This is a genomic window from Methylophilus rhizosphaerae (genome assembly GCF_900100975.1).
Classification (GTDB): domain Bacteria; phylum Pseudomonadota; class Gammaproteobacteria; order Burkholderiales; family Methylophilaceae; genus Methylophilus; species Methylophilus rhizosphaerae.
In genome coordinates this window covers 91,469-113,304 of sequence record NZ_FNFX01000001.1, presented here as the reverse complement: position 1 = coordinate 113,304, position 21,836 = coordinate 91,469, and the positions used below count along the sequence as shown (strand labels likewise).

Below are 21,836 nucleotides of genomic sequence, written 5' to 3'. Positions count from 1 at the left end.
ATTTCATGACACAAGCTGCAAATAGAAATGCACAGCATTCCATAGAGCCTATTTTTATTGACCGCTGGTCACCACGCGCCTACACCGGCGAAGTCATTGATGACGCCACTTTGTTCAGCCTGTTTGAAGCGGCAAGATGGGCACCATCTGCCAATAACTCCCAGCCCTGGCGATTTATCTATGCAAAAAATGGCTCTGCGCACTGGGGCAATTTGTTTGCGCTGCTCAACGAGAATAATCAGCGCTGGGTGAATCGCGCCGCCGTACTCATTGCATTGGTTTCCAAGAAAACACATGTGCGTCCGGGTGAAACTGCGGCATCACCGTTAAAAAATCATTCTTTAGATGCTGGTGCGGCATGGGCCAGCCTGGCTTTTCAAGCCTATCGACTTGGCTGGCGGACACGTGCGATTGGCGGTTTTAACCGTGATGCGGCGCCAGAAGTATTAGGCGTGCCAGAAGGTTACCAGGTGGAAATCCTGATCGCAGTCGGCAAGCAGGCGGATAAATCGGTCTTGCCAGAAGACTTTCATGAACGTGAACAGCCTACGCCAAGAAAGCCCGTCGAAAAGTTTATTGCAGAAGGGACGTTTAGTTTTAGTGAGTAAGCAGGGAGAGCAAAGTTGCTTGAACAACACATGTGATGGTGGAGTTGCTGCTTAGGCAACAGCCAATTCTATTTAGCTCTCTACCCACAAATGACATATGGAAAAATTCTTTTTAATACAAATGGTTATGTTTATTAATTCGAATATTAGCCTTACATAATTCTTGGCACGAAAACTGCCAATGATTGAATAGCCCGTAATTGAACAGCACAGGTTTGTGCCCAGATCATGAAGGAGATAATGATGGCTAATCAATTTTATTGGCAGCTTCCGACATCCGGTGATGCACGTTATGGCGATGCCACCAGGCAGCGTCGTGGGGAAGCTGCTGACCCTAACTACCCGGTCTTTGGCAGCGGCGTGACTGATCCGCGCCAGAATGCATTTAACTATTATGACTATATCCACCAGGTGACCAAGGCTGCGGATATTTCCGGGTTTACCGGGGTTTTTATCCCCGATAATCCGGACGGGGAAGAACCCTGGATTGTGGCCGGTTATATTGCAAGAAGTACACAGCGCCTGAAACTGCTGACACAGTTTGACGCTTCAAGGGGTTCTGCTGTCTATGCGGCTAAAAATGCAGTCAGTTTCCAGCGCTACACCGGTGGCCGCTTTGCATGGCATATCACCGAAGGTAATAGTGATGAGCATACGCGTAAACAGCTGGGTGACTTTGTTCCCAAGGAAGATATCCTGGCGCGCATTGATGAGTTCATCACTGTTGCCAAAGGCGTGTTGACTACCTATCCGTTCAATTTTGTCGGCCGCTTTTTCGAAGTACAGGATGGGGGATTCCAGGGACCATTGTCCAGCCGTGAAGTGCCGCGCGTTTACCTCAGTGGCAGTTCGGATGAACAAGTGGCGCTGTCGGCAAAGCATGCCGATGTGCATGTGCTGGAGGCAGCCGGGCATGAAACGATTGCCCAACAGATTGCCCGATATCAACAGGCTGCCAGCACCAATGCGCCTGAGTTTGCCCTCAGGATTGATGTGCTGGCCCGTGAAACCCGCGAAGAAGCCCTGGCAGATGCCAAACGTTTCCTCGGGCAAACAGGTGCACCGATTCCAAAAGATGAATCTTCATTACTGTGGCCCGGGTTCGCTGCCGAATATACCGGCGCAAACGCTTCCTTGATCGGCAGTTATGATGAAGTGGCGGCCGCTCTGGCTGCTTATGCCAATTTGGGTGTCACGCAGTTTGTACTGGCTGCCGTGCCGCATTTTGAAGAAGCCTATCGTGTAGGCAGTTATGTATTGCCACTGGTACGTGAATTAACCCGTCCTGCGCAAAAACAGGCTGCCTGAGATTTATAAGGAGAAAACAATGACGATAGATGTTTTTTGGAGAATTCCAACCCATGGTGAACCCAGCTCCCACCGTGCCCGTTCGCCCTTCCGCGGTGACTGGTTCCCCGGTAATGACAATAGAACCCTGAGTGGCTTGAGTGGTGGTGGCGATGATGGTTTTACCTACATTGATTACCTGGCGGAAATTGCACGTGCGGCAGAAATTTCAGGTTTCCAGGGCGGATTGATTCCCTCATTCCCCAACACGGATGAGCCTTGGGTGATTTCGGCCTTCCTGGCGCGTGAAACCAAAAACTTCCGGTTTATGATTCCCTTCCAGCCGGGTTTCCTTAACCCGGTCACCGCTGCGCGCATGACAGCAAGTTTGCAGCGTGCCACAGGGGGAAGGGCGCTGTATAACATCATCACTGGCGGCGGTGGACCATCACAATTATGGTGGGGAGATCCTGTCAAGCATGATGACCGCTATGGCCGTACCACAGAGTTCCTGGATGTATTAAAAGGTATCTGGGCTGGCGGGCCTTTTTCCTATAACGGCCAATTCTACCAGGTAGAAGATGCCGGTTTGCCGGATCCTTTATCGAAAGAGGAATACCCGGAAATCTATTTCTCAGGTTCGTCCGATGCTGCACTCGCGTCTGCATCCAAGCATGCAGATTACTACCTCTCCTGGCTGGAACCATTTGACCTGATTAAAGACAAATTTGCGCGGGTCAAGGAGCGTACGGACCAGCTGGGTCGCAAGATCAAGTGCTCTATCCGCGTGGATATTCTGGCCAGGCCAACAGAGGAGGAAGCATGGCGGGAAATTAGCCGTGGCTTTGACAATATTCCTAAAGATGTCCTGGACCGTTATAAAGCCCAGAATGCCGGCGATTCCGTAGGTGCAAGCCGACAGCGCGGGCTGAGGCCGCAAACCATTAATAGCTACAAGGACTTTATTCTGTCTCCCAATATCTGGACAGGATTCAACTTATTGCGAGGTGGCCAGACCCTGGGTATCGTCGGCAGCTACGAAAATGTGGCAGCCCGCCTGGATGAACTGGTACAGCTGGGTGCTGATGCCTTTATTTTAGCCAGTACCCCCCACCTGGAAGAAGCGTACCGTGTAGGGGAAGAAGTCTTGCCATTGGTACGCGGTAAGGCGGGTGCCGGTAATTTGCGCGCAGTTGCTTAAAGTTAGTTGGTAGTAATTCAAGCCCTCATGAATTTAATTCTTCATGAGGGCTTTTACATGGAAAGCGTGATTTTATCAGGGGGCTTGTATGTGACACGGCAATGCAACCTAGTCAGCTGATGTCTGATCAAATGATCAGGCGCTGTAAGCATGAAGTCCTGCGTATTTCACCGCATTTATAATCGCTTGGGAATTGAAGGCTTGCAGGTCTTGGACGCGGTGTTTTTTGTAGATATCAAATCAAAAGAGATTGGCATGGAGCATAAATCTATTGTAGATGCTAACTACCGTTTTATGGCAGCATCCCAGGAAGTAAACGCAAGGATCACACAACGCCAGCAAGCGTTGGCACTTTATGTCACTTTAATGGTGGGGTTGCTGGCGGCGATGGTGGCACTAAAGCCAGGGGAAAACACAAGCAAATTACCCATCGAGTGGCTGGTGCTTGGTTTTCCGGTATCTTCCACTTGCCTGGCATTCCTGGATTACAAATCAGAGCGCGCTATCAGCAATTTGAGGGAGTTTTTATCCCAACTGGAAAAGTTACAGGGTGCGCATGTGTATTTGCCGAGTTATAACACTGACCCCAAATGGGCGATGGGTGCAAACAGGGCCCGTCGGTTTCATGATTTTGCTGCTGCGGTACTGGTTGCCGGGGGAAATGCAATTGGCCTGGGTGCCGTGCTGAGAATTTATCCTGAACGTATGGCTGCAAATCCTGAGGTTATCTGGATCAGCGCGGTGATTGCAGTATTTTCATTGATCGCATTATTGTTGATCCCGCACTGGAGTTACAGGCCTCATGGCAGAGAAGCGTGAGGCTTAATCATGTTGAAATAATTAATTCTTTACTGGAGAGCCAGGATGATAGAACGTCCGCAATACACTGCGCATGACTTTCACCCCGAAGTATTGCGCCTGTTTGACAAGCTGGTACATGGCGATATTGACAGGCGTGAATTTTTGTCTAAAGCCGCCAGGTTTGCTGGCATATTGACCGCTGCCGGTTTGCTTGAAGCATTGAGCCCAAATTTTGCGCAGGCACAACAGCGGGTTACGGAGGAAGATAGCCGCATTCAGTCGACTTATGTGGAAGTGGATTCGCCGAAAGGGTATGGCAAGGCCAGGGGATACTGGGTCAAGCCAGCCGATGCGAAAGGAACATTGCCCATTGTATTGGTGATCCATGAAAATCGTGGGCTAAACCCGCACATCGAAGATATTGCGCGACGTATCGCATTGGATAATTTTATTGCCTTTGCACCAGATGCCTTGTTTCCTTTAGGGGGCTATCCAGGAGATGAAGATGCAGCCCGTGAACTGTTCAAAAAGCTGGAACAGCCTAAAACGCATGAAGACTTCGTAGCTATCTTTCATTGGCTAAAACAGTTACCGGAAGGCAATGGCAAAGTCGGCGTGATTGGTTTTTGCTATGGCGGAGGCATTGCCAATATTCTGGCGACCCGGTTGCCTGACCTGAACGCAGCTGTTCCTTTTTATGGCAGTGCCCCTCCGTTAGCGTTGGTACCCAATATCAAATCGCCATTATTGATTCATTTTGCAGAGAATGACGAACGGGTAAATGCGGGCTGGCCGCCATATGAACAGGCATTGAAGTCTGCCGGCATTCCCTATGAGGCATATGTGTATGCCGGCACCCAGCATGGATTTAATAATGATACGACGCCAAGGTTTGATGAAACCGCTGCCAACCTGGCATGGAAACGTAGCCTGGAATTTTTCAACCTGCATTTAAGAGGTTAAGCGAGTGATGCCAGGCAACGATTGCTGCCTGCGATTAGCTTTTACCTAAAAAGTCCTGCTTGCCAACCTCTACGCCGATGTTTCTGAGAATAGCGTACGCGGCGGTGAGGTGAAAATAGAAATTCGGCAAAATGTTATTCAGCAAATGCTGTTGGCCTTGCACGATTCTTACTTCGGTGCCACGCGGAATGGAGATCTCCCTTGATTCCTGCCCGTCTATTTGGCCCGCTTCAATCCCTGACAGGAAATCTATCGAGGCTTTAATCAATGCCTGATAATCTGCAATGCTCGTTAATGAAATGTCAAATGCCGGAGGAGGGAGCCCGGCCAGCCTGGCTGAATAGCTGGTGGCATGGTCGGTGACACGTTGGAGCTGGCGGCCAAAGGTGAACATGTTGGGATATAAACGTGTTTCCAGTAAGACGCTTTGCTCAATCTTTTTTTCCGACGCAAACGTTGCGGCCTTATCCAGAATGTGCGAAAGATTGCCCAGAAATTTGATAAATACAGGCACCGATACCTGGTATAAAGAAATGCTCATGATTAATCACCGTTTTAAAGTTGGTTTTAAAGTTGAAGTCAAACATCAGGCAACAGCCAGATGCCCTTTGGATTGCAGTGAAAATAGTCGTGCATACAGCCCTTGCACGGCGAGCAGCTCGGCGTGATGGCCTCTTTCGATAATATGGCCATGTTGCAATACCAGGATCATGTCTGCATTCATGACCGTACTCAGACGGTGCGCGATAATGATGGAACTGCGGCCTGACACCAGCTGCTCCAGGCCTTGCTGCACCAGGTGTTCGGATTCAGAGTCCAGTGCGCTGGTGGCTTCGTCCAGAATAATCAGCTGCGGGTTTTTAAGAATGGCGCGGGCAATCGCCACGCGTTGTTTTTCGCCACCAGACAGTTTGATCCCGCGCTCACCGACCCGTGTTTCATATTGGTCATCCAGATGCCGGATAAATTCGTCAGCATGTGCTGCAACCGCCGCGGCAATCACGTCCTGGTTGGTCGCGCCAGGTCTGGCAAAGGCAATGTTCTCGCCTATGCTGTCATTAAACAGGGCGACGTCTTGCAATACCACGCCCATCACGGCACGGATGCTGCGTTGCTGGTAATCCTTGAGGTCTATGCCGTTAATGAGGATGCGGCCTTCGGTCGGGTCATAAAAGCGCATCAGCAGTTTGACGATGGTGGTTTTGCCACTGCCGCTGGTGCCGACCAGTGCCAGTGTCTGGCCTGCATTGAGATGAAACGACACTTGATCTAAGGCGCTGGTTTCTTTGCCAGGGTAACGGAAAGTGACCTGGTCAAAGGTGATGGTTTCCAACTGTTCCAGCACGATGGCGTCAGGTTTGTCCCTGTGTTCAGCCTCGACATCCAATAGTTCAACCAGGCGTTCGGCGCTGCTTTCAATCTCACTGGCCTGGTTTACCTGGCGTGCAATGGGGCCAATCGTGCTGATCAGGTTCTGGCCAAGCGTTAATACCAGCAGGATATCACCCGTGGTATAAGCCCCATTCAGCGCGCCCTTAACCGTCAAGGCGACTGCTGCAAATACCCCAAAGGTGTTGACAACATTCAGGCCCTGTTCCGATTTCCATTGGGTCTTGTGCAGGTTATCGCGCACAATCCGCCATTCGGCCTGTGTGGTGTCATAACGTTGTTTGACGGCAGGTTCGCCACCAAAGCTCCTCACTGTTGCAATATTGCCCACCATTTCCGCCAGCAGGCCTGTCATCCTGCCGGCCAGTGCCTGCCAGCCGCGGCGATATTGATGGGTCCAGCCTACCGTGCGATAGGAAACCCAGAAATTGATCGCGAGTACCACCGTCATGATCAGGCCGATGACAGGGGCCTTGAGCAGCAGCACAGTCAGGATGAACAGCATCTGGAGGATGCCGGATAAGGTGCCTTCAGTCAGCGAGGATAACCACATGGTGATACTGGTGATCGTCCCAAACCGGTCCATGATTTCACCGACACGGGTTTTCTCGAAGTAGTCGATGGATTTTTGCGTCATATTATCGAATACGCGCTGCCTGAATGTACTGACGGTATCCAGCCACAGGTCATCCGCCTGCTTGTTTTGAATCGCACCAAAAATGACTACGCCCAGACGCAATGCGAAAAATACCCCCAGTAAAACAGTCACGCTCCAGGTGGCTTGCTCTTTTGTAATCGTTCCGGAAAGCATGCGCGAAATCACATCAACAATAAATTTGTAAATGTAAGGGGTAGCGGTATTGATGAAACCAAGTGCGGTGCCTACCAGAATGACACCGATGACTTTGCCTTTATATTCGGGAATAAACTGAATGGCACGCCATACGTTTTTCATAATTGTTTCTCTTTTACAACATAACTTAAGAATTCAGGCTCTGTGCCAACGGTTAGGCCTATCAAATTTCATGCCATGATTTTCTATAATGAAATCAAAGGGTGGTTTGTTTAGAAATGCTTATTTATAAACAGTTAATGTTTAAGTGTTGTTTGTTTTCCAGCAGACATGAGAAATATATTTCCCGTTTCTATGGTACGTGGCACGATGCGCCGCTTTATCGAGAATGGATTTGGAGATACCAATTTGGCTTACCCTCGCTGTTCAGCCTCGACTGGCTTTCTCTGACCGGGATCTTATGAATGGGTAATGGGAATCACATGTCAATGCATTAAGGATTATTTTGACATTGAAAGCTCAACCCCTTTAGCATCCGCCAGCTGGGTTATCGTAATATGCTCGCGCGTGAAGGCATCCAGTAATGCCTGTAGCGCAGGGGTGGCTATCGCCTCTTCGGTATTGAAGGGCAGGAATTCTAAATCTGCCAGCACGCCCAGGACTACCAGCGCATGGCGCTCTTTAAAGTAAATGCGGTCTATAAAAATACCTTCGATATTGTGGATGGAGCTGCATGCCCGGCCTACGGCAGAAATCAGGTCCCATCCCACTTCACGGATCGCAATCTCATAATTGGCGCCATCGTCCATGGCGGCCCGCTCGGCATGTTCGGTGAACAGGTAATCCACATTCCTGAATTTTGAAGAGAAGGCAATGGCGGGCGCTTGCCCGCTGTCTGCGGCAGAAAGGGTATGGGAAGCCAGTAAACTGCCGGTTAGCAGCGCTATCGCTATTATTCGGTGATGCATAGGCGTCTTCCTCATTTTCAAGTGAAATCGCAGAAGGGATAGTGCAGGCCCATCCAGTAATTTATCAAGGTTAATGCACCGTATAAATGGCGTTGATGAGCGCACAGCTGAATTTTAGTATGGTGAAGCCGGTTGGCTGGGCCAGGCATTCATCTATCGCTATGATCGCTTGAGAGGCTGGCAAATGGTTGGCCGCTTCCCCTGGCAACTGCAGGTTCATATCTTCAGTCCGGGGGATTGCCAGGTCAATTCCAACCTGGTTGCCGGACAAGTGTGCTTTGACAGTTTTCTTGAGGCATTTACTCAAAGGCTGTGGCTTGAGACTGGTTTGTGCAATATCTTCTGGTAAATCCTTCCAGTCAACCAACGCTTGTTGCTCGGCTTTGAGCAGCAGCTTCCACAGGTCATCTTTTTCCTTGCGCACGATATTCAATTCATCCAGCCTGGTTTTTAATGCGCCTTCCAGCGTCGCGAGGGCTTGCCTGTCGGCCACAGCCAGAAATTCATATACAAACCAGGTGTATAAATAGAGGTTCCTGGCGGTTTCAAATTCGGCAGAGATATGAGCTGGCACATTCGGATCAAGGGTGTATTGCAATAACTCCGAATAAATCTGTTCAATCGACATGTGCTTGCAGCGCGTATCGGGCAGCATCACGTTATCAGGGGTTCTGAAATGTTCGGAACTGCACATGTCTTATTGCTCCTAAATTAATCAGTGTCAATAAAGAGTGTGGGACTACAAATAATAAAAGACTCACGATGCCATGAGTCCTTTGCCTTGCCTGAAGGTTGCAGCCATCATCCTACCCAAGGTTCCGTAAAATTCACGTCACTTTCTGGCTGAAAATGGCGTATGAATATTCCTACAGACGTGTAAGTGTGACGATAGCCATCATCATCGGATTTATACTAATCATATTTGAATGATGATGAAGCAAGAGGTGGAACTATGCATATTCAAGCCACGATGCCATTACCCGCCGGTTTCCGGCCACAGGATTTTTTGCTGTTTCATGGCCGTGACAAACAAGAGGTTTCTGAACGCATTACCCCTGATGCGCTGCAAAAGGCCATCGTTTTAAAAGGTTACCCGGCCTTGCTCGGTTTGAAGTTCTCGCAAGACAAGGTGCATTACACGCTGGATGTGGATAATGCACAGGTGAATGTTACGCTGGATGAAGTGCATGCACTGATTCGGCATATCCTTGGTTTCAATCAGGCGATAGAAATCTTTGAGCAGGCGTATGCCGGCCATCCTTTTATTGGCCGTATGGTGACTACACAATCCGGTTTGCGCGTTCCTGTCAGCGTCAGTCCTTATGAGGCCGTGACCTGGGCCATCCTTGCCCAGCAGATCAGCCTGAGTGCAGCAACTGCATTAAGGCGCAAATTTATTCAACTGGTGGATCTCCGGCATTCCTCGGGCTTATATTGTTATCCTTCAGCGGAGCTTGTCTCAGGGCTTTTGCCTGAAAGATTGCGTGAGGCGGGTATTTCGCACACCAAGGCAACGGCGCTAATCCAGGTAAGCCAGCAGGTGGTGTCCGGCGATTTGCCACTCAATGCATGGTTGCAAACCGAGACGCCATCGCAGGAGATTGCCCACGCCTTGTCCGGTATTAAAGGGATTGGGCCATGGACGATTAACTACACTTTACTCCGGGGCTATGGCTGGCTGGATGGGTCATTGCATGGAGACGCTGCCGTACGTCGGGCGATCAGGGGATTGATGGTGCTGGATGAGTTGAGTGAAAAAGAAGCTGCGCGCTGGCTGCAGACCTACCAGCCCTGGCGGGCATTATTGGCCGCGCATTTGTGGGCCTGGCAACATGCCTTGGCCCAACAACTGTGATGGTGCCTTGCAGTAGTATTACGGATTATTCACGTGCGGATAAACGCGGACCAGCAGAATTTTCGGGCCCGACATTTTCTTGATCACGATATCAAATTGTTCAAACACCACGCGCTGGCCTTCTGCCGGCAGCTCCGCCAGTTTCCATAACACCAGGCCGGCGACCGTGTCTGCCTCCTCCGATACGATATCAATACCCAGTGTGCGTTCCAGCGTGTTGATGGGCAGCGTGCCTTTGCCAAGCAACGAGCCATCCTCCAGCTTGATCCACTCTGATTGCGAGCGCTTGAATTCATCACTGATATCGCCAACCAGGGCAGACAGTAAATTATCCAGCGTAATAAATCCCAAGGGCTCCCAGTCATCGTAGCCAACTACCGTAAAGTGTGGTGCGCCCATTTTCAGGCGGTTGAATAACTCTGCCGCATGGGTGTCAGGCGAGACCAGTTCAATATGCCTGACCAGGCTGGCCAAATCGTTAAACTGGTTGTTTTTGGCCAGGGCGACTAACACATCCTTGATATGGATAATGCCTTTGACTTCGCTATCCAGCCCAATCCACGGGTAACGGCTGTAGCGATGGCTGCTGATCTTCTCCAGGTTCTGCGCAAATGTGTCGGCTTCATATAAGGCCACGGCTTCGCCAAATGGCCGCATCAGGTCTGATACGACCAGTTCTTTGAAATCAATGGCCTGGGCCAGCACTTTCCATTCAATGGCATTGAATTCATCTCGTGGCCGGGAAGCCCGCAGGATGATCTTAAGCTCTTCAGTGGAATAGTTGCTGTCGCTCAGTTCAACGTGTTTGAGGTTAAAGCTATGCAACACCAGGTTGGCACTCTGGTTCAGCAGCCAGATGGCCGGAAACATCAGCCAGTAGAATAGATACAGGCCAGGCGCGGTCCAGATACTGAGTTTTTCCGACATCCTGATTGCCAGGGATTTTGGCACGAGTTCACCCAGCACGATATGCAGATAGGAAATGATGAAAAAGGCGGCGCCGAAAGAGATTGCCTGCATCAACTCTGCGCTCTCAACGCCGGCCAGCAGCAATAACGGTTCAATTAACCTGGCAAAGGCTGGTTCGCCTATCCAGCCCAGGCCCAGGGAGGTGAGGGTAATGCCTAACTGGCAAGTGGATAAATAGGCATCCAGGTCATGGTGGACCTTGATTAAAATCCGGCCGACCCAGCGATGGTTTTTTGCAACTGCTTTTACCCGGGTACTGCGCAGCTTGACCAGCCCGAACTCGGCAGCGACGAAAAAACCGTTTAGCAGCACTAATCCAAGCGCAAACAGGGTTAGCAGCAGCTCGTTTTGCATAATGACCTGGGGAATTAAGATAATTGGAAAGATCTGATTATATAGTACTTGTCGTGCCTGGCTGTGTGGTCACAGCCTGACCGGAAGATCAGGTGCCTAATGAGAGGCTGTTTTTGAAAACAGATTCAAAACAAGCACACCGACCATAATCAAAGAGATGCCCAGCATGGCGGCAATATCAAGCTGCTGGTCATAGACCACCCAGCCGACTACCGCGAGTAGCACGATGCCCAGACCAGCCCAGATGGCATAGGCAATGCCAATCGGGATCACTTTCAGTGTCAGTGATAGAAAATAGAAAGACAGCAGGTAACCGATCACCACCACGATGGAAGGTACGATTTTGGTAAACCCGGCACTCGCTTTTAAGGCAGAGGTGGCGGATATTTCGGAAACAATGGCAATGGCCAGGAACAGCCAGTATTTCATCAGGGACTCCCTATCAATCAAAATCCAGCATAAATTGTGCCTCATCTTTGCCCGTGATTGCAGACGTTAATTCACTTGCGCGCAGCAGGCCACTGGCTTTGACACCCAGCAGGCGGATCGTCCGGCCCAAGTCAATTCTTTTTAAACACTGGCCAGCGGCATGACGCAATGGTTTTGCCTCTGCGACAGGCTCAGGCAAGGTAAGGTCGCGCGTCACGGTTTTAAAGTCATCAAAGCGTAGCTTGAGGCCAACTTTACGGCATAGATAACCTTTGCGTTGTAAATCATCCGCGACCCGTTCACATAAATGGGTAAACGCTGCACGCAGTTCGTCCCGATCGCGGACAGGATGCAGGTTACGTTCAAATGTGGTTTCCCGGCTCATTGACACCGGCTGGCGTTCGATGACGACAGGCCTGTCATCCAGGCCGTGGGAGACGCGGTAAAGCCAATGGCCGTAACTTTGCCCGAAGTGCTGCACCAGCCATGGTTCAGGGTAGGTGGCGAGTTCGCCAATGGTCGTGATGCCAAAAGTGGCCAGTTTGGCGTTTGCCTTGGGGCCTATGCCATTGATTTTGCTCGCTGGCATGGGCCAGATGCGGACGGGCAGATCTGCCATGGTGATAATGGTGGTGCCATCCGGTTTTTGCATATCGGAACAGAGTTTTGCCAGCAACTTGTTTGGCGCGATACCGACTGAACAGGTCAGGTTGGTGGCAGCAAACACGGCAGCTTTCAACTGTTGTGCGATGGTTGCTGAATCGGCTTCCAGCGCTGAAACATCGGCGTAGACTTCATCAATGCCGACGTCCTGCACCAATGGGCTGATAGAGTGCACCGCCTCCTTGAACAGGCGGGAATAACGGCGGTATAACTCAAAATTCACCGGCAGCAGGATGGCATTCGGCGCCAGACGTGCTGCCTGCATGGCAGGCATCGCCGAATGCACGCCCAGGGCGCGCGCTTCGTAAGTGGCGGTGGTCAGGACACCACGCCCTGCATAATCGCGCAGCCTGGAAAATTCACGCGTGCCATCAGGCCTGATTTTCGGGCTGTGTGAAGCGCGTCCGGCCACCACCATGGGTAAACCGCGCAATTCCGGATATTGCGACAATTCGCAGGATGCAAAGAAAGCATCCATATCGATATGGGCGATGCGTCGTGTGCTGGCTTCACTCATGCCGGTCTTTCAGGCACTCAGGTCCGGTTAGCTTAATTTGTCATCTGACACATGATACTTGGGGTCTTCAAGTAAATTCACTTCTATCATGTCCCTGGCGTTTTCAAGCAGTTCCTGGCAGTCTTTGCTTAAATGCCGGAGATGCAGTTTCTTACCTGCTGCGCGGTATTTTGCCGCCAGGCTGTCTATGGCGACCAGTGCGGAATGATCGACCACGCGCGCTTGTTTGAAGTCAATCACCACATGTTCAGGGTCATTGCTGGCGTCAAATAAAGCCTGGAAATTAGCGACTGATGCAAAGAACAGGCTACCGTTCAGCCAGTATATTTTTTGACCATCGTGGCCGGTTTCAATCTGCGCAGTAATCTGTTTGGCATGCTCCCATGCAAATACCAGTGCCGAGACAATGACACCGGCAATCACGGCGGTTGCCAGGTTGGCAATAATCGTCACGCCACCGACTAGCAGGCCGACAAACACATCTTGCCTGGGGGCTTTACCAAACAGTTTAAGCGTGCCCCATTCAAAAGTTTTGGCGGCCACCACAAACATCACGCCAATCAGCGCGGCCAGCGGAATCATTTCAATCCACTTTGAAGCAAACAGGATAAACGAAAGCAGGAAGATCGAGGTCGCCATACCTGACAGCCGTTTCAGTGCACCGTTGTTAATATTAATCATGCTCTGGCCTATCATGGCACAACCGCCCATACCACCAAAAAACGCAGTAATCACATTGGCAACTCCTTGCGCCATGGCTTCGCGGTTGGGGCGGCCGCGCGTATCGGTCATTTCGTCAATCAGGTTTAATGTCAGCAAGGTTTCAATCAGGCCGACTGCCGCCAGAATCAGCGCATACGGAAAAATAATGGACAGGGTTTCCAGGTTCCATGGCACTTGCGGTACATGGAAAGTCGGCAGGCCACCGGCGATAGATCCCAGATCGCCCACGGTTTTAGTATCCAGGCCGAAGCCGACTACGCACAAGGTCACCACCATAATGGCTGCCAGCGTGGATGGAATCGCTTTGGTGAAACGTGGCAACAGGTAAATGATGGTCACGGTTAACGCGATCAGGCCACACATCATGAATAACGGTTGGCCGGACAACCAGGTTACCGAGCCATCGGCATGCGTGGTTTTAAAATGGCCAAATTGTGCCAGGAAAATCACAATCGCCAGCCCGTTGACAAAGCCCAGCATCACCGGATGCGGCACCATGCGGATAAACTTGCCCAATCTGGCAGTGGCAAACAGTATCTGCAATAACCCCATCAGCACAATGGTGGCAAACAGGTATTGCACACCGTGTTGCACCACGAGTGCAACCATGACAACTGCCAGCGCGCCTGCTGCCCCTGAAATCATGCCGGGACGTCCTCCGAAAGCGGCGGTAATAAAGGAAACCAGCACGGCGGCGTATAGTCCGGTTAGAGGGGAAACATGCGCAATCAGTGCAAAGGCAATGGCCTCAGGCACCATGGCCAGGGCAACGGTGAGCCCACTTAACAGATTGGTTTTCAGCTCGTTGAATATTGAGGGTGAGGAGGGCATGGCCGGCATTAAAGCTCCAGTAAATCAGAGGGATATCCATGTGTGATGCCTGTCAATGGATATGCAGGATGAATCAATGAGCCTCCTGGATAGCCTTCACACGGGTTTGTTAAATACAGGTGGAAATAGTGAATACACGGATTGGCCGTGCTTTTAAGTGTGCGATTATAAGCTTTTGACCGGATTACTGCGACAGAAAACGGGCAATCGGGATATCAAAGGAAATGGCAGGATATTTTGCGAGTGGGAGTACTGACAGGATACAGAATTGACCCTGTCAGGGTGGCGTTTATCCCGTTTACGCTCGCTTGAATTCTTTAGTGATGAATTTTAAAGGTGCTTCCGACATGGTGAAGCAGTAGTTTAATTTCTGTGACCGGCATTTTTCCACGACATAAGTGAAGACATGGTGATACTCGACCAGATCAATGAGCAGGACGTTTCTGTCCAGCAATTTCACTTCTTTTTCAAACTTTTCCTTAATTTCGTCAATGACGCTATTGTAAGCAGGGGATGCATCATAAGGTCTTTTCAGTATCAGCAAAACATGCGACATTTACTACCTCCTTGAGTCATTATTAAACACTTCTAATCAATCGCATTGAGAAAACGCCCAGAGCGTCCTCGCGGCACTTGATTGTAGCGCTTTTCCTGCTCATATGCATAAAACGCTGCGAATGACCAGGACAGCGTAATCACTCCATAAAAACAACGATGAAAGACCGTCATGGATACTTCCACTTTTCTTGTTCAAGCCGCGATATATCTTTCTGCCGCGATTCTGCTGGTGCCTGTCTTTAAACGGCTGGGGTTGGGTTCCGTACTCGGTTATCTGATTGCGGGCATCCTGATCGGGCCTTATGCGTTAAAACTGATTGCAGATCCGGAGCACATGCTGCATTTTGCCGAGTTCGGGGTGGTATTGATGCTGTTCCTGATTGGCCTGGAGCTTGAATCGCAAAAAGTCTGGGAATTACGCAAGCTGCTATTCGGGCTGGGTGGTATGCAAGTGATATTCACGATTGCCCTGGTGGCTATGATTGCCCACCTGTTGCATTTCAGCTGGCGTGAGGCGCTGATTATCGGCATGGGTGTGGCCATGTCCTCAACGGCGATTGGCCTGACTGCGCTGATTGAAAAGAAACAATTGCACACACAAGGCGGCCAGGCGGCGTTTGCCACGCTGTTGTTCCAGGATTTATCCGTGATCCCGCTGTTTATGCTGCTGGCATTTATTGCACCGCATAAAATGGCTTCCGGTTTTGATTTGCTGGCGGTGACAAAGTCGGTTGCGGTGATTCTGGCCATTGTCGTAGCGAGCAAAACCATCCTCCGGCCTATCATGCGTATCATGGCGCAGACCGGCATACGCGAAGTATTTGTCGCGTTTTCATTATTGCTGGTGATCGGTGTGTCGCTCGCTATGGAGTCGGTCGGCCTGTCAATGGCGCTGGGTACTTTTTTGGCCGGGGTATTACTGGCCGATTCGGAATACCGCTACGAGCTCAGGCTGGATATCGAGCCAGTCAAGGGCTTGCTGTTAGGGTTGTTCTTTATTTCGGTCGGCATGACAGTGGACCTATCGTTGGTCGCAGCACAACCTTTAGTGATTTTCGGCTTTGCATTGCTGGTGGTCCTTACCAAAATCCTGGTGCTGATGGGTCTTGGCTGGCTGTTTCGTTATCCGCTGCGGGATAAGTTGCTATTCGGCGTCTCCCTTTCGCAGGTAGGCGAATTTGCTTTTGTGATTTTTGGTGTGGCTTTAGGCCAGGAGTCTATTTCCCGCGACACTTACAACATCCTCAATGCGGTTGTTGCCGTCTCCATGCTGATTACGCCTGTGTTATTGCTGTTGTATGACCACTTCCTGATGCTGCAATGCGGTGAGCGGCCTAAAGATGCCATCCCGGAAAACAATACGGTCATCATTGCCGGCTTTGGCCGGTTCGGGCAAATCGTCGGCCGTGTATTGATGGCCAAGGGAATTACCACGACATTGATTGATAATGACCCTAACCAGGTGGATTTAATGCGCCAGTTCGGCTGGCGCTGTTATTACGGTGACGCATCCAGGCTGGATGTGCTGGAAGAGGCTGGTATTGCTGAAGCCAACCTGTTTGTCATTGCGGTGAACAATTCTGCTGCTGCGCTGGCCATGGCTAAATTAGTCAAGGAACGCTGGCCCGGCGTCAGGATGGTGGCCAGGGCCAGAAGCAGAACGGATGCTTTTGATTTGCGTGATCTTGACTTGAATCCGGTGCGGGAAACCTTTTATTCTTCGCTAGAGGCGGCCAGGCAAGCACTGGTGGTCATGGGGGAAACATCTGCCGCAGCTGCAAAAATCATCAGACAGTTTGAGAAGCACGATCATGAGCAACTGGAAGCAACCCGCAAGATCAGGCATGATCGCAAAGCGCTATCCAGCGTGATGGAGCAGGGTCGTGAGGACTTGAAAACATTGCTGGAACTGGAAAACCCGAATGCTTGATTGGCAAAGGGAGGCTAACAGCTGGCTAAAAATGGAAGGTTAATGAAGCGTCAAGGCTAGCCCGCCATACGCCGTCAATTTTGTAAGGGTTGATTCTTGTCACGCCCAGATTGCCGCTGCGTGTATCACCTGTTTCAAATCCGTCCATATAGGCAATCAGTGCGTCAATGCCTAAAGTGAGATTGGGCGAGACTTTATGCCGAAGCCCACTGGCAAGCTGCATGGCAGGGCTGATCTCCCTGTGACTGGCAACCTTGCTTAGAAACAGGCCTGAAGCTTTGTCTATTTCCGTGGTGCTGGATAAGGTGTTATAAGTGAATCCCAGCCCTGCCGAAGTTTTGATGGCAGTCAGGTCTGTCAAGGCCCATTCATAGGCAATATTGCCAAAGAGGGCATTGCTAGTGGCCGTGCCATTAAAGCTTGAGGCGACTCCTCCACCAAACAATGGAAAGTTGGCGTCCCAGCTCACTTTGCTCCTGATGTGCTGGTAGCTGATGAAGGCGGATAAAGTGTCATTAAATTGATAACCTACATGTGCGCCAATTCCGTTGACTTCCTTGAATTTGACATTTTCAACAATTCCGCCAGCACCAGGGATATTATTAATCGGGTCACCTCCGCCATTTTTAGTATTGGAATGGCCATGCGCTATCCCGCTACTGGCATCAATACCGGCAAAAAAGCCAGCATTTTCAGCAATGACCGGAACAGGCAAAATGAGTGCAATGATAAGTGCTGAAATGTGATTGCTTGCAGGCATGATTTCCCTTTTATTTTTTGCGCAGACATGCGGTATTCACATTTGTAACGGATAAAAGTTCACCAGCTTTAGTCTTCAGGTTGCGCTTTTATTATTGCTGCCCAGGGATTTCCGGATGAGGTAAATAGAAAAGCAGTGAGCCAAGGCATGGCAGCAAAAATCATCAGGTAGCGTGGCCAGCCCAGTATGTAGGGATGAGGGGCAAAAAATAACGGTGGCTCCCGTAGGAACCACCGTTTAGTTAATAACCATCTTTGGAGATAGAACCCTTAGCGGGTATAAACCTTTGGTATCAACAATGCCAGAATACATGTTGCCAAGCATGGGGATTATCAGGTAATCACTGCTTCCGGTGTAGGAATGCGCCTACATTTTTCCATCTGGCAATGGATATTCATTAGCCATTTCAAAAAGTTGATAGAAGATAACTCTCTAGCTGTTGGCAATGAACCTGACTGTGAACGTAACAATCTCTGAAGTCAAAAGTCGTGAAATTTCACCCGCAAAAAATTACCAGCTCGATGATGATTTAGCTGGCGGATTCATGCATGGTGACAGTGGATGCTTTTAATCCGTGATTGCATCCACCAGCGGGGATGAATCGCATGAATCGGGAAGTTAAATCTGAATCCAAATGAAAAGATGCTACACTGACTGCATGAAGAGATCGGGAAATTCCGCCACAGAACATGAAAAACGTACTTCGATGTACGAAAAAATCAAATCATGTCGGGAGTTTGTTGCTGGAGTGGTTGAAAACCATCCGATGGTGCCCAGAAGAGGACTCGAACCTCCACGTCGTTAAACACTAGTACCTGAAACTAGCGCGTCTACCAATTTCGCCATCTGGGCTGAAGAAGCTGTGCATTTTAAAGGAAGAATAAATATTGTCAACCAGAAAAACGAAAAAATCCCTGCGTGCAAATGACCCGCAGGCCCAGCGAGAAGCTGAACTATACCAAACACCATTACCGAGTCGGGAGCTGGTTCTACAGCTTCTTTCAGACCAGGGTGTCCCTTTAAGCGCTGAACAGATTTATGTATTACTCGACATCAGTCATGATGAGCGGGATATTTTTAATCGCCGCCTGGCTGCAATGGAGCGCGATGGCCAGCTGATGCGTAACCGCAAGGGGGCTTTTTGCCTGCCTGACAAGATACACCTGATTGCCGGAACGGTATTTGGCCATACGGACGGTTACGGTTTTTTAGTGCCTGATGATAAAGCCAGGAACCCTGAAGATATTTTCCTGGGGCCTAAAGAAATGACCATGGTCATGCATGGCGACCGCGCCATGGTGCGCCTGGCCGGGATGGACAGGAAAGGCCGCCCGGAAGGCAAACTGGTCGAGGTGCTGGAACGTGCCAATAAAACCCTGGTCGGGCGCGTGATTCGCGCTCAGGGTGTGACCATGGTGGCGGCTGAGGATAAGCGTATCAGCCAGGATATCCTGATTCCTTACCACCTGGATATGGATGCCCAGGTCGGGCAGGTAGTGACGATTGAGTTAACCGAATATCCGTCTTCACATTCCATGCCCATGGGTAAAGTGGTGGAAATATTGGGTAACTATGCTGACAGCGGAATGGAAATTGAGATTGCCTTGCGCAAGCATCACCTGCCGCACCAGTTTAATCCAGCTGCTGTCAATCAGGCGGAAGCCTTTCCAAAAACTGTCCAGCCTAAAGATTACAAAGGCCGTAAGGATTTACGTGCCCTGCCGCTGATTACCATAGATGGTGAAACGGCCCGTGATTTTGACGATGCCGTGTTTGCCGAGCCGCAAGGTAAAGGCTGGCGGCTGGTGGTGGCGATTGCAGATGTCAGCTTTTATGTGCAGCCTGGTGATGCGCTGGATAAAGATGCCTATGACAGGGGCAATTCAGTGTATTTCCCGCGCCGCGTGATTCCGATGCTGCCGGAAGCCTTGTCAAACGGTTTGTGCTCGCTTAATCCTGATGTCGAGCGCTTATGCATGGTATGCGACATGCAGGTGGATGGACAGGGCTTGGTCAAGCAGTACCAGTTCTATCCTTCTGTGATGCTTTCCAAAGCACGCATGACTTATACCCAGGTGCATACCTTGCTGCAAGGTGAAGATCCGTCACTGGCAGAAAAGTATGCCTGGTTGCTGCCGCATTTGAATAATCTTAACAGTGTATTCCGCCTGATGCTGACCCAGCGCGAGAAGCGTTGGGCGGTGGAGTTTGAATCCACTGAAACCATGATGGTGTTCAACGATAACGGCAAGATCGACAAGATCGTACCTGTCGTGCGTAACGAAGCACACCGGCTGATTGAAGAGTGCATGCTGGCTGCCAACGTTTGTGCGGCTGATTTCCTGCTCAAAAACGAACAGGCTTGTTTATACCGCATTCATGAAGGGCCAACGCCGGAAAAACTGGAGGCATTGCGCCTGTTTATGGGGGAATTTGGCTTTGGCGTAGGTGGCGGTGAAAGCCCGCAGGCCAAAGACTATGCCAAACTGATGCAGCGTATTAAGGATCGGCCGGATGCGCAGTTACTGCAAACGGTGTTGCTACGCTCCATGCAACAGGCGGTGTATAGCCCGGATAATGTAGGCCACTTCGGCTTGGCCTATGACGCCTATACGCACTTTACTTCGCCTATCCGGCGTTATCCTGACCTGTTGGTACACCGTGCCATCAAGGCCGTGGTCGAGGGTAAGCGTTACCAGGCCAAGGATTGGCATCAACTGGGCATGCATTGCTCCATGACAGAACGCCGTGCCGATGATGCGACGCGTGACGTCACCAATTGGCTTAAGTGCTTCTATATGCAGGACAAAGTGGGTGAAGTGTTTGCCGGTACAGTCGCTGGTGTCACCAGTTTTGGCCTGTTCGTGGCGTTGGATGAAGTCTATGTCGAGGGCCTTCTGCATGTGACGGATCTGGGCAACGACTACTTTATTCATGACAAGGCCCGCCATGAAATGGTGGGTGAGCGTACGGGGGTACGTTACCGTTTGGGCGACAGGCTGACCGTCAAAGTGGTCAGGGTGGACCTGGAAACCAGCCGGATTGACTTCACGCTGGTGGCGAACAGTGAAATGCCATCAGACATTGCAGAGGTTGGAGGTGTGTCGGAGGGATCAATATCGAGAGCCAAAAAAGCGCAGGGCACCACACAGAAAATCAAGCCTGGCAATAGTAAAGAAGCAAGCAAAGTTTCAGGCCATCAGGCATCTTCCAAACCTCCTGTTGCACCTTCTGCAGTAGGTAAAACCAAGTCCGCGGCAGGAAAATCACGGCCGGCCAAGGAAAAAGGGCGGCATGCCATGCAAAAAAACAAGGGCAAACCCAAGGCAAAAGCCCGATAATACGGCTTTTAAGCAATAGCGGCAGCGGCAAGTTGTCCTGGATAATGATTCAGGGCCGGTTTGCCGCTGCCGCTAATATGTTTATTGTCCAAGCGTAATGAAAGATTTAGGAGTAACTATGTCGGAAACCCGCATTCTGTTTGGTTTTCATGCGGTGTTGAGTCGCATGCGTCAGCATGGCAACAGCATTCAGGAAATTATCATTGACCAGGATAGGGTAGATGCGCGTATGCGTGATCTGCTCGAAATGGCAAAAAATCAAAATATCCGCGTGATCCAGGCTGAACGTCACCGCCTGGATGGTTTTATTGGTGCGCATGGCCGGCACCAGGGCGTGATTGCACGCGTGGTTGAAACACCGATGCCATACAAGGACATTCACGATATTCTCGAATCAGACCTGGATGAGCCACCTTTCTTCCTGATACTGGATGGTGTACAAGACCCACACAATTTAGGCGCCTGCCTGCGTGTGGCAGATGCCATGGGTGTGCATGCAATTATTGCGCCCAAGGACCGTTCTGTCGGCTTGAATGGCACCGTTCGCAAGGTGGCCAGCGGCGCGGCTGAAACCGTTCCTTTTATCGCTGTGACCAATCTGGCGCGCACCATGCGCGAACTTAAGGAGGCCGGTGTCTATATTATCGGCACCACCATGGATGCACCCGGTGACTTGCATAACACCAGGCTGGAGGGCCCGATTGCCCTGGTGATGGGCGCTGAAGGCGATGGTTTGCGCCGGTTGACGCAGGAAACCTGCGATGCATTAATCACGATTCCCATGTTTGGTTCAGTACAAAGCCTGAATGTAAGCGTTGCCAGCGGTATCGCCTTATACGAAATCCGTCGCCAGCGTGTATTGGCAACCGGCAAGCAGTAACTTTGTAAGCTTGTCA

At 50.5% G+C, this 21,836-nt stretch carries 19 protein-coding genes and 1 tRNA gene; 9 read left to right on the top strand and 11 right to left on the bottom strand.

The features are described from left to right. Window positions 1–5 precede the first annotated feature (5 nt). The 5 genes from BLP53_RS00510 (at window position 6) to BLP53_RS00490 (ending at window position 4,860) form a co-directional block, all read left to right on the top strand. Window positions 6–608: a nitroreductase family protein gene (locus tag BLP53_RS00510; protein WP_091468166.1), complete on the top strand. Its 603-nt coding sequence runs from the start codon at window positions 6–8 to the stop codon at window positions 606–608. 243 nt (window positions 609–851) lie between these two features. Next, on the top strand, window positions 852–1,916 hold the full coding sequence (locus tag BLP53_RS00505; RefSeq protein ID WP_091470276.1) for an LLM class flavin-dependent oxidoreductase: 1,065 nt from the start codon (window positions 852–854) through the stop codon (window positions 1,914–1,916). Between the two features lie 19 nt (window positions 1,917–1,935). Beyond that, the gene (locus BLP53_RS00500; RefSeq protein WP_091468163.1) at window positions 1,936–3,096 is read left to right on the top strand and encodes an LLM class flavin-dependent oxidoreductase; all 1,161 of its coding nucleotides are present in this window, start codon (window positions 1,936–1,938) and stop codon (window positions 3,094–3,096) included. Between the two features lie 186 nt (window positions 3,097–3,282). Continuing rightward, the gene (locus BLP53_RS00495) at window positions 3,283–3,915 is read left to right on the top strand and encodes a hypothetical protein (protein WP_245652550.1); all 633 of its coding nucleotides are present in this window, start codon (window positions 3,283–3,285) and stop codon (window positions 3,913–3,915) included. 45 nt (window positions 3,916–3,960) lie between these two features. Continuing rightward, complete coding sequence (locus BLP53_RS00490; RefSeq protein WP_091468160.1) at window positions 3,961–4,860, top strand: dienelactone hydrolase family protein; 900 nt, start codon at window positions 3,961–3,963, stop codon at window positions 4,858–4,860. A gap of 34 nt (window positions 4,861–4,894) precedes the next feature. On the opposite strand, the gene BLP53_RS00485 is transcribed toward BLP53_RS00490, so the two are convergent. The 4 genes from BLP53_RS00485 to BLP53_RS00470 all read right to left on the bottom strand — a co-directional run bounded on the left by BLP53_RS00485 (window position 4,895) and on the right by BLP53_RS00470 (window position 8,704). Then, on the bottom strand, window positions 4,895–5,401 hold the full coding sequence (locus tag BLP53_RS00485; protein ID WP_091468156.1) for a DUF1993 domain-containing protein: 507 nt from the start codon (window positions 5,399–5,401) through the stop codon (window positions 4,895–4,897). 45 nt (window positions 5,402–5,446) lie between these two features. Continuing rightward, window positions 5,447–7,204: an ABC transporter ATP-binding protein gene (locus BLP53_RS00480; protein ID WP_091468152.1), complete on the bottom strand. Its 1,758-nt coding sequence runs from the start codon at window positions 7,202–7,204 to the stop codon at window positions 5,447–5,449. A gap of 338 nt (window positions 7,205–7,542) precedes the next feature. Then, on the bottom strand, window positions 7,543–8,010 hold the full coding sequence (locus BLP53_RS00475) for a hypothetical protein (protein ID WP_091468149.1): 468 nt from the start codon (window positions 8,008–8,010) through the stop codon (window positions 7,543–7,545). Between the two features lie 70 nt (window positions 8,011–8,080). Continuing rightward, window positions 8,081–8,704 (bottom strand): hypothetical protein, encoded by a 624-nt coding sequence (locus BLP53_RS00470; RefSeq protein WP_091468146.1) that lies wholly within the window; start codon window positions 8,702–8,704, stop codon window positions 8,081–8,083. Window positions 8,705–8,962: 258 nt separating this feature from the next. Here BLP53_RS00470 and BLP53_RS00465 point away from each other — a divergent pair, with 258 nt between their 5' ends. Further along, window positions 8,963–9,865 carry a DNA-3-methyladenine glycosylase family protein gene (locus BLP53_RS00465; protein ID WP_091468142.1) on the top strand — a complete coding sequence of 301 codons (903 nt, stop codon included), beginning with the start codon at window positions 8,963–8,965 and terminating at the stop codon, window positions 9,863–9,865. Between the two features lie 18 nt (window positions 9,866–9,883). On the opposite strand, the gene BLP53_RS00460 is transcribed toward BLP53_RS00465, so the two are convergent. The 5 genes from BLP53_RS00460 to BLP53_RS00440 all read right to left on the bottom strand — a co-directional run bounded on the left by BLP53_RS00460 (window position 9,884) and on the right by BLP53_RS00440 (window position 14,907). Next, window positions 9,884–11,188 carry a hemolysin family protein gene (locus tag BLP53_RS00460; protein ID WP_091468139.1) on the bottom strand — a complete coding sequence of 435 codons (1,305 nt, stop codon included), beginning with the start codon at window positions 11,186–11,188 and terminating at the stop codon, window positions 9,884–9,886. Between the two features lie 96 nt (window positions 11,189–11,284). Then, window positions 11,285–11,617 carry a DMT family transporter gene (locus BLP53_RS00455; protein WP_091468135.1) on the bottom strand — a complete coding sequence of 111 codons (333 nt, stop codon included), beginning with the start codon at window positions 11,615–11,617 and terminating at the stop codon, window positions 11,285–11,287. A 13-nt stretch (window positions 11,618–11,630) separates the two neighbouring features. Beyond that, entirely contained in the window at window positions 11,631–12,797 is a 1,167-nt protein-coding gene (gene dinB / locus BLP53_RS00450) for a DNA polymerase IV (RefSeq protein WP_091468131.1), read from the bottom strand. A 27-nt stretch (window positions 12,798–12,824) separates the two neighbouring features. Then, window positions 12,825–14,360: a SulP family inorganic anion transporter gene (locus BLP53_RS00445; protein WP_218119013.1), complete on the bottom strand. Its 1,536-nt coding sequence runs from the start codon at window positions 14,358–14,360 to the stop codon at window positions 12,825–12,827. A gap of 289 nt (window positions 14,361–14,649) precedes the next feature. Then, window positions 14,650–14,907 carry a hypothetical protein gene (locus BLP53_RS00440; protein ID WP_091468127.1) on the bottom strand — a complete coding sequence of 86 codons (258 nt, stop codon included), beginning with the start codon at window positions 14,905–14,907 and terminating at the stop codon, window positions 14,650–14,652. A gap of 171 nt (window positions 14,908–15,078) precedes the next feature. On the opposite strand from BLP53_RS00440, the gene BLP53_RS00435 reads away from it, so the two are divergent. Beyond that, complete coding sequence (locus BLP53_RS00435) at window positions 15,079–16,839, top strand: monovalent cation:proton antiporter-2 (CPA2) family protein (RefSeq protein ID WP_091468124.1); 1,761 nt, start codon at window positions 15,079–15,081, stop codon at window positions 16,837–16,839. A 25-nt stretch (window positions 16,840–16,864) separates the two neighbouring features. Here the strand turns inward: BLP53_RS00435 and BLP53_RS00430 are convergent, their stop codons facing one another. Then, entirely contained in the window at window positions 16,865–17,599 is a 735-nt protein-coding gene (locus tag BLP53_RS00430) for a hypothetical protein (RefSeq protein ID WP_091468121.1), read from the bottom strand. Between the two features lie 767 nt (window positions 17,600–18,366). After that, window positions 18,367–18,451, bottom strand: a tRNA-Leu gene (locus BLP53_RS00425). A gap of 35 nt (window positions 18,452–18,486) precedes the next feature. On the opposite strand from BLP53_RS00425, the gene rnr reads away from it, so the two are divergent. After that, window positions 18,487–20,940, top strand: a complete 2,454-nt coding sequence (gene rnr, locus BLP53_RS00420; RefSeq protein ID WP_091468118.1) for a ribonuclease R — start codon at window positions 18,487–18,489, stop codon at window positions 20,938–20,940. A 118-nt stretch (window positions 20,941–21,058) separates the two neighbouring features. Further along, window positions 21,059–21,820 (top strand): 23S rRNA (guanosine(2251)-2'-O)-methyltransferase RlmB, encoded by a 762-nt coding sequence (rlmB, locus tag BLP53_RS00415; RefSeq protein WP_091468114.1) that lies wholly within the window; start codon window positions 21,059–21,061, stop codon window positions 21,818–21,820. Window positions 21,821–21,836 lie beyond the last annotated feature (16 nt).

Bases quoted from the DNA above. Each gene is read 5' to 3' on its own strand.
- BLP53_RS00440 (WP_091468127.1), bottom strand. From the start codon at position 14,907: ATGTCGCATGTTTTGCTGATACTGAAAAGACCTTATGATGCATCCCCT.
- BLP53_RS00500 (WP_091468163.1), top strand. From the start codon at position 1,936: ATGACGATAGATGTTTTTTGGAGAATTCCAACCCATGGTGAACCCAGC.
- BLP53_RS00470 (WP_091468146.1), bottom strand. From the start codon at position 8,704: ATGTGCAGTTCCGAACATTTCAGAACCCCTGATAACGTGATGCTGCCC.
- BLP53_RS00510 (WP_091468166.1), top strand. From the start codon at position 6: ATGACACAAGCTGCAAATAGAAATGCACAGCATTCCATAGAGCCTATT.
- BLP53_RS00505 (WP_091470276.1), top strand. From the start codon at position 852: ATGGCTAATCAATTTTATTGGCAGCTTCCGACATCCGGTGATGCACGT.
- BLP53_RS00455 (WP_091468135.1), bottom strand. From the start codon at position 11,617: ATGAAATACTGGCTGTTCCTGGCCATTGCCATTGTTTCCGAAATATCC.
- BLP53_RS00480 (WP_091468152.1), bottom strand. From the start codon at position 7,204: ATGAAAAACGTATGGCGTGCCATTCAGTTTATTCCCGAATATAAAGGC.
- BLP53_RS00435 (WP_091468124.1), top strand. From the start codon at position 15,079: ATGGATACTTCCACTTTTCTTGTTCAAGCCGCGATATATCTTTCTGCC.
- rlmB (WP_091468114.1), top strand. From the start codon at position 21,059: ATGTCGGAAACCCGCATTCTGTTTGGTTTTCATGCGGTGTTGAGTCGC.
- BLP53_RS00445 (WP_218119013.1), bottom strand. From the start codon at position 14,360: ATGCCGGCCATGCCCTCCTCACCCTCAATATTCAACGAGCTGAAAACC.
- BLP53_RS00465 (WP_091468142.1), top strand. From the start codon at position 8,963: ATGCATATTCAAGCCACGATGCCATTACCCGCCGGTTTCCGGCCACAG.
- dinB (WP_091468131.1), bottom strand. From the start codon at position 12,797: ATGAGTGAAGCCAGCACACGACGCATCGCCCATATCGATATGGATGCT.
- BLP53_RS00430 (WP_091468121.1), bottom strand. From the start codon at position 17,599: ATGCCTGCAAGCAATCACATTTCAGCACTTATCATTGCACTCATTTTG.
- BLP53_RS00475 (WP_091468149.1), bottom strand. From the start codon at position 8,010: ATGCATCACCGAATAATAGCGATAGCGCTGCTAACCGGCAGTTTACTG.
- BLP53_RS00485 (WP_091468156.1), bottom strand. From the start codon at position 5,401: ATGAGCATTTCTTTATACCAGGTATCGGTGCCTGTATTTATCAAATTT.
- BLP53_RS00460 (WP_091468139.1), bottom strand. From the start codon at position 11,188: ATGCAAAACGAGCTGCTGCTAACCCTGTTTGCGCTTGGATTAGTGCTG.
- BLP53_RS00490 (WP_091468160.1), top strand. From the start codon at position 3,961: ATGATAGAACGTCCGCAATACACTGCGCATGACTTTCACCCCGAAGTA.